The sequence below is a fragment of the Rhizobium sp. PRIMUS64 genome (assembly GCF_023006465.1).
GTDB lineage: Bacteria > Pseudomonadota > Alphaproteobacteria > Rhizobiales > Rhizobiaceae > Rhizobium > Rhizobium leguminosarum.
Genome location: NZ_JALBGX010000041.1, coordinates 48,875 through 55,110, shown reverse-complemented (window position 1 = coordinate 55,110; position 6,236 = coordinate 48,875). Strand labels below are relative to the sequence as shown.

Below are 6,236 nucleotides of genomic sequence, written 5' to 3'. Positions count from 1 at the left end.
ATTGCGGCCGAGCACGAGGGCAGGGCGCAGGATGAGGTAAGGCAGGCCGCTTGCCGCGAGCGCCTCGTCGGCGCGGCGCTTGGTGGCGAGAAAGGGAAGGTCGCCGGCCGCTCCTGCCGTCCTTGCCGATATCTGCACGATGAGCTGGCGCGACGAGCACTTTGCAGCAGCATACAGCGCCAGCATCGCCTCTGCCTGGGTGGCCGCCAGATCGTCCGACAGGCCGTCCTGCAGGGCGCCGGCGCAATTGACGACGACATGCTGGTCCTTGAGGATATCTTCCCAATCGGCGGGTTTCGTCATGCGCGATAGATCTGCGCGCCGCCATTCGATCGCCGGCTGTTTCAAACGGGCACGTACGGGATTGCGGCCGAGCCCGGTTACGACGTGGCCGTCGGCAACGAGCCGGGCCGCGACGACGGAGCCTATAAAGCCGGTTGCGCCGAGAATCAGGATATTCATGGCAGGAGATTAGCGGAAAAGCGGATGAGACATAGAAGGGCTTGGCGGGCCTGCGGCATATGTTAGAAAGAGCGGGCAGTTTCGGGAGGGCATCGCCTTGCACGACCATGACGACGACCATGCTCACGGAGATGAGCACGCCCACGGGCACGATCATGACAATCATTATTCCGACATGCAGGCGCGCGTGAAGGCGCTGGAAACGCTGCTGACGGAGAAGGGGCTGATCGATCCGGCGGCGATCGATGCGATCGTCGATACCTACGAGACCAAGGTGGGACCGAGAAACGGCGCCCATGTCGTCGCCAGGGCTTGGAGCGATGCCGATTTCGCCGACTGGCTGAAGCGCGATGCGACGGCGGCGATATCAAGCCTCGGTTACACCGGCCGGCAGGGCGAGCACATGCGTGCCGTCTTCAACACGGCCGAGACCCATAACCTCGTCGTCTGCACGCTTTGCTCCTGTTATCCCTGGTCGGTGCTCGGCCTGCCGCCGGTCTGGTACAAAGCGCCGGCCTATCGCTCGCGCGCCGTCATCGATCCGCGCGGCGTGCTGGCCGAATTCGGGCTGATGCTGCCTGAGAACCAGAAGATCCGCGTTTGGGATTCGACGGCGGAGCTGCGTTACCTCGTCATTCCCGAGCGGCCCGAAGGTACGGAAGGCATGGACGAGCAGTCGCTTGCCGATCTCGTCAGCCGCGATGCGATGATCGGCACGGCCGTTGCCCGCAAGTCGGAGAGCGCCACATGAACGGACCGCACGATCTCGGCGGGCAGATGGGCTTCGGGCCTGTCGCGCCCGAAAAGGACGAGCCCTATTTCCATGCCGATTGGGAAAAGCGGGCACTCGGCATCACGCTTTCCTGCGGCGCTTTCGGCGCATGGACGATCGATGAAAGCCGGCATGCGCGCGAGAATATTCCGCCGGCCGATTACCTCGCCGCCAGCTATTACGAGATCTGGATCCGCGGCATCGACAAGCTGATCGAACGGCATGGCTTTGCGACGCGTGCGGAATTGCTGTCCGGTCATGCGCAGCAGGCAGGAGCGGTTCCAAAACGCGTGCTGAAGGCGGACATGGTGCCCGCCGTGCTGGCGAAGGGCGGGCCTTGTGATCGTCCTGTCGAGACCGCGCCGCTCTTCGTGGTCGGTGAGGCGGTGAGGACGAAGAACTTCAATCCGGCGACGCATACGCGCCTGCCGCGTTATGCCCGCGCCAGGACCGGTGTGGTCGAGGCGGTGCAGGGTTCGTTCGTCTTTCCCGACGACAATGCGCATGGCAAGGGCGAGAACCCGCAATGGCTCTATACGGTCGTTTTCGACGGTGCGGAGATCTGGGGCGAGGATGCCGATCCAACGCTGACGGTGTCGATCGATGCCTGGGAGGGCTATCTTGAGCCGGCATGAGACATCGCCGCTGATGCAATCGTCCGGGCTGCCGAGGTCGCCGAAGGGCGAGCCGGTTTTTCCCGAGCCGTGGGCGGCGGAAGCTTTTGCCATGACCGTGCACCTGCACGCAAAAGGCCTCTTCAGTTGGAGCGAATGGGCTGAAACGCTTTCCGCGCAACTGCACAAGCCTGGCCGGGCCGAAGATGGCAGCGACTATTTTGACTGCTGGGTGGCTGCTCTCTCGGACCTCATCGTCAACCGCGGCATCGCCGATGCGGATACGATCCAGGCACTGCAACAGAGTTGGCAGCGGGCGGCGGAAGCGACGCCGCACGGCCGGCCGATCGAGCTCGGCAACGATCCCTCACGCTGATCCTCACGACGGGAATTGCTTGTAGCACTCTTCTGCTACCTCCCGCAGCGTCTCGCGGGAGATTTCGCCGGTGACGGCATAACCGAGTTCGCCGTCGATCCAGTAAAAGGTCTCGATATTGCCTGATGAGGCGAAGCGGAAGCTCGTCGTGCTATTTTCCGTGTTGCGGCCAACCAGGACAGTCAGGCGCTCGCCAGCCTGGTTCTCGTACATGAACATGGCGCCTGGCCGGCCATCGACCGGCAGCAAGCGGCCGCCAACCAGCTTGAAGCCGAGCGGCTGCAGGTTCGGGATCTTGAGATTCTGGATTGCCAGACGCTTGCCGAGCCAGGTGGCAAGATGAGCCTCCTCGTCGGCGAAGACCTCGACGGGGTGGCGAACCTCGGCGGCATAGACCGTGAAGGCGGTCTCAGCCTGTTTCGGCAGGGTTTCGGAGCCGGCAAGCTGCAGCTCCGGCTTTTCCAGAAGTGCCGGGCCATAATGGCCGCTGAGGGCGCCGAGCGTGAAGACGAGGAGGGCTGATGCGGCGATCGCCCAGCGTTTCGGCCCCGATGAGACGGCGCGCGGTGGGGCGACGAGCAGACGATCGGTGTCCTTCGCCTTCTCATAACCGGCAAACAGCGACCGGATGGCCCCATTCTGCGCCTGCCATTCGGCGAGCATCGCCGCCTCGTCGGGATTGTCGGCCAGGAAGGCCTCGATGCGGGCGCGCGCCGTTTCCGGCAGTTGGCCGTCGGCATAGGCGTGGAGGTCGGCTTCGGTGACGCTCGGATTGGTCTCGTTCATTTCGGTCTCCGAAGCGTAATGATGTTGTCGGCCTTCAATCGCTCGGCGACGCGCCGGCGGGCGCGTGACAGGCGGGACATGACGGTGCCGATCGGGATATCGAGCGCGGCGGCGACCTCCCCATAGGTGTATCCTTCGATGACCACGAGCATCAGCACGGCGCGGTGCTCCTCTGAAAGGCTGTTCAGCGCATCATCCAGGCGGGCGCGCTCCAGCGGATCGGCCGGCGGTTCGGACGCGGCCAGATCCTCTGCGGCGTCAAGCTCGACGAGGCCGTCGCGCGCCTTGCCGCGTCGGCCGTTGCGGTAGAGATTGGTCATGATGGTCAGGACCCAGCCGCGCAGGTTGAGGCCGCGCCATTGGCCGCGGCGCGTGAGAACCTTCTCGACGCAATCCTGGAGCAGATCCTCGCCATCGGTATCCGAGCGTGTCAGGCTGCGCGAATAGCGCCTGAGCGAGGGCAGGAGGGCCAGGATCTGGCCCTCGAAGGTTTCGGGTGCGGGTGTTTTCACGCCGGCAGCTTTCTTGTGATCGGGGTCTTCGCGATCAAGGTTTGGCAAGATCCCAGTTGCCGCCGACGCCATCGCCGGTGATGTCGCCGGCCTTCTTGTCCTTGACCCAGAAATAGAGCGGCATGCCGTCCTTGGCCCATTGTTTCGTGCCATCCTTGCGATCGACGATCGAATATGCACCATCGGCCTTGGCATCACCAGCGGCCATCAGCGGCGGCCAGTTCTTGGCGCAGTCGTCGTTGCAATTGGAGACGCCCTTGACGTCCTTCTTGAAGGTGTAGAGCGTCATGCCGTTTTCGCCGGCAAGCACCTTGCCCTTTTCGGATTCGACTGTTTTGACAGGAGGCGCGGCGAAAGCAGCGGTCGCGGCAAAGGTGGCAGCCGCCACGACGGACAGAAATTTCACGGATTTCATGGTGTCTCTCCTCAGATTGGGCACGCAGTCTTGCGATACCTGAGATGAGACACGAGGCGAGGCGGTTTTATTCCAAAGCGCCGGAAAAGTTTTGATGGCGGGCGTGGCGGGCCGAAGCCGGTTTCGTCGCGCACGTCGCGCCCGGCGCCTTGTTGGCTACTCTCCGGTGGCGGCCGCCGCCGCCATGTCGACCCACACTGCTTCGAATATATGGCCATCGGGATCCTCGAAGGCGCGATTATAGAGCCAGCCCATGTCCGTCGGCGCGCGCAGATCGGCCCTGCCGCCGGCCACTCCGGCCGCCTCGACTATGGCGTCCACCTGTTCACGGCTGTCCATCGTCAGCGCGATCAGCATCTCGCTCGCCTTCTGCGCTTCGGCAACGGGTTTCGGCGTGAAACTCGCGAAGAAATCGCGCGTCAGCAAGTGAAAGATAATGGCTTCGGACCAGACCATGTTCGACGCCTGGCGATCGCTGAACTGTTCGTTCTTGGTGCACCCGATCGCTTCATAGAAGCGGGTGGCAGCGGCAAGGTCTTTCACCGGCAGGTTCACGAAGATCATCTTGGGCATGGCAGTTTCCTCCTCTTCCTTCCCCTTTCGGGGCGACGGTTTCTTCTCACACAAACTCCTGCACGATCGTATCGCTGGCATGAATGCAGACGATTTCGAGCCGTCCGGTGCCGACATTCTCGAAACGGTGGGGAATGTTGGCGGCTACTACGACGATATCGCCTGGAAAGGCGCGGGTTTTGGCGTCGCCTACGGTGAACTCGGCTTCGCCCTTCCTGACCGCCCATGTCTCGGAATAGGGATGGACGTGCAGGTCGGGCCCCTGGCCGGGCTCGTTGTCGACGAGGAAGAGCGATATCTCGCCGCCATAGTCGCGGCCTTCGAAGCGGACAGTGCGGCTCTGATCGGGTCGCACTTCCTGGTGGCGAAGAATCCTGAACATCACGTGCCTCCCGCTCGTTCTGTCTATGAACACAAAACTATCTTCGCGAGAAGATATATTCTTAAAACTATCTTCTTGTCAAGATATCTTCCGTGACTCGGGTGGAAGGTGTATGTCTCGCTTGTGGTGATATGAGGCAGAGAATGATGAATGGAACTGAAGGGGACCGCGACCGCCCGGGGGACGAGGACCGCCCTGGGGATGACCATGTCGACCGGCTGCGCCGGCAATGGGCGGTGGAACTGCCGGACCTCGACACGGAGCCGATGGCGATCCTGGGGCGGGCCTTTCGGTTGTCGAACCTGGTGCGCCCCAGCATCGAGGCGACCTTTGCCGATTTTGGCCTCGACCGTGGCGAATTCGACGTGATTGCAACGCTTCGCCGTTTCGGAACGCCTTACCGGCTGACGCCGACGGAGATGTATTCGGCGCTGATGATCTCCTCGGGAGGCCTGACCCACAGGCTTGACCGGCTGGAGAAGGCGGGGCTGATCCGCCGGGAGAAATCACCACGCGATGGGCGCAGCGTGCTGGTGGCATTGAGCGAAGCGGGTGCGGCACTCGCCGAAAAGGCTTTCCGCACCGACATGGCGAGCGAAGCTTCTTTTCTGCAGGCTCTTGACGGAAAGGAGCGCGAGGCGCTCGCTGCGCTGCTGCGCAAGCTGATCGCCGGAATTGAAAATGAGCAGGCGCGGGGAGAGGATGAGAACGCGGGCTGAGTGGAGATCGGAGCCCGCATCGCCGTTCAGCCAGCAACACGCTGCTTTTGCGGCTCATTTACTTCGGGTCGGTTTTCGGATATGATGTGTCCTTAATTCCATTGGCAGAGCCAGCCATCACACGAGTTGCTGAATGATCCTGAAAAGCCAGGTCGAGTGGGCGCTTCACTGCTGCGCCATTCTCGCGGGCCTGCCGGAGGGCAGGTATCTTTCCACCAAGGCGCTCGCCGAGCTTCATGGTCTGCCGAAGGAATATCTCTCCAAAGCACTGCAAAGCCTTTCGCAGGCATCGCTTGTCGAGACCACCCTCGGCCCGAGTGGCGGCTACAGGCTTGCCAAGACCCCCTCGGATATCAATTTTCTCGAGATCGTCGAGGCGGTCGAGGGGAAGGCCCGCAGCTTCACCTGTACGAACATCCGGGCGAACAATCCCTGCCGGCCGGAAGGATACTGCGACAGCAAGCCATGCGCGGTCGCGCGCATCATGTGGGAGGCCGACGAGGCCTGGCGGGATACGCTGAGGCGCGTCCGGCTTTCCGATCTGGTCGGCACCTTGTCCGAGGAAGTGCCGGCCGACATTTGGCGGAGCACGTTCGAATGGGTGCTCAAGCGCGCCGGCTGAGCG

11 protein-coding genes are annotated in these 6,236 nt (G+C 62.7%); 5 read left to right on the top strand and 6 right to left on the bottom strand.

Features of this window, described 5'->3' with window-relative positions; all coding sequences use genetic code 11:
* Positions 1-462 (bottom strand): SDR family oxidoreductase (locus tag MOV76_RS17890; protein ID WP_247265002.1); only part of this gene is annotated, 462 nt, incomplete at its 3' end.
* Between the two features lie 97 nt (positions 463-559).
* Here MOV76_RS17890 and nthA point away from each other — a divergent pair.
* From nthA to MOV76_RS17875, 3 genes are read left to right on the top strand one after another with little or no spacing between them, the layout of a single operon-like run.
* Positions 560-1,213: a nitrile hydratase subunit alpha gene (nthA, locus tag MOV76_RS17885; protein WP_018242798.1), complete on the top strand. Its 654-nt coding sequence runs from the start codon at positions 560-562 to the stop codon at positions 1,211-1,213.
* Complete coding sequence (gene nthB / locus MOV76_RS17880) at positions 1,210-1,869, top strand: nitrile hydratase subunit beta (RefSeq protein ID WP_018242797.1); 660 nt, start codon at positions 1,210-1,212, stop codon at positions 1,867-1,869. The genes nthA and nthB overlap by 4 nt, the downstream gene beginning before the upstream one ends.
* Positions 1,856-2,224: a nitrile hydratase accessory protein gene (locus tag MOV76_RS17875; RefSeq protein ID WP_018242796.1), complete on the top strand. Its 369-nt coding sequence runs from the start codon at positions 1,856-1,858 to the stop codon at positions 2,222-2,224. The genes nthB and MOV76_RS17875 overlap by 14 nt, the downstream gene beginning before the upstream one ends.
* A 3-nt stretch (positions 2,225-2,227) precedes the next feature.
* On the opposite strand, the gene MOV76_RS17870 is transcribed toward MOV76_RS17875, so the two are convergent.
* The 5 genes from MOV76_RS17870 to MOV76_RS17850 form a co-directional block, all read right to left on the bottom strand.
* The gene (locus MOV76_RS17870) at positions 2,228-3,010 is read right to left on the bottom strand and encodes an anti-sigma factor (RefSeq protein ID WP_247265001.1); all 783 of its coding nucleotides are present in this window, start codon (positions 3,008-3,010) and stop codon (positions 2,228-2,230) included.
* Positions 3,007-3,522: an RNA polymerase sigma factor gene (locus MOV76_RS17865; protein WP_026230682.1), complete on the bottom strand. Its 516-nt coding sequence runs from the start codon at positions 3,520-3,522 to the stop codon at positions 3,007-3,009. The genes MOV76_RS17870 and MOV76_RS17865 overlap by 4 nt, the downstream gene beginning before the upstream one ends.
* A 34-nt stretch (positions 3,523-3,556) precedes the next feature.
* Positions 3,557-3,937, bottom strand: coding sequence for a hypothetical protein (locus tag MOV76_RS17860; RefSeq protein WP_018242793.1), 381 nt, complete (start codon positions 3,935-3,937; stop codon positions 3,557-3,559).
* A 156-nt stretch (positions 3,938-4,093) separates the two neighbouring features.
* Complete coding sequence (locus MOV76_RS17855; protein ID WP_247265000.1) at positions 4,094-4,510, bottom strand: VOC family protein; 417 nt, start codon at positions 4,508-4,510, stop codon at positions 4,094-4,096.
* A 46-nt stretch (positions 4,511-4,556) separates the two neighbouring features.
* A complete protein-coding gene (locus MOV76_RS17850; RefSeq protein WP_247264999.1) occupies positions 4,557-4,892 on the bottom strand; it encodes a cupin domain-containing protein in 336 nt (111 codons plus the stop codon).
* A gap of 143 nt (positions 4,893-5,035) precedes the next feature.
* On the opposite strand from MOV76_RS17850, the gene MOV76_RS17845 reads away from it, so the two are divergent.
* Both MOV76_RS17845 and MOV76_RS17840 read left to right on the top strand, forming a co-directional pair.
* Positions 5,036-5,611: a MarR family winged helix-turn-helix transcriptional regulator gene (locus MOV76_RS17845; RefSeq protein ID WP_018446498.1), complete on the top strand. Its 576-nt coding sequence runs from the start codon at positions 5,036-5,038 to the stop codon at positions 5,609-5,611.
* A gap of 133 nt (positions 5,612-5,744) precedes the next feature.
* A complete protein-coding gene (locus MOV76_RS17840) occupies positions 5,745-6,233 on the top strand; it encodes an Rrf2 family transcriptional regulator (protein WP_012758212.1) in 489 nt (162 codons plus the stop codon).
* The last annotated feature ends 3 nt before the right edge of the window (positions 6,234-6,236 follow it).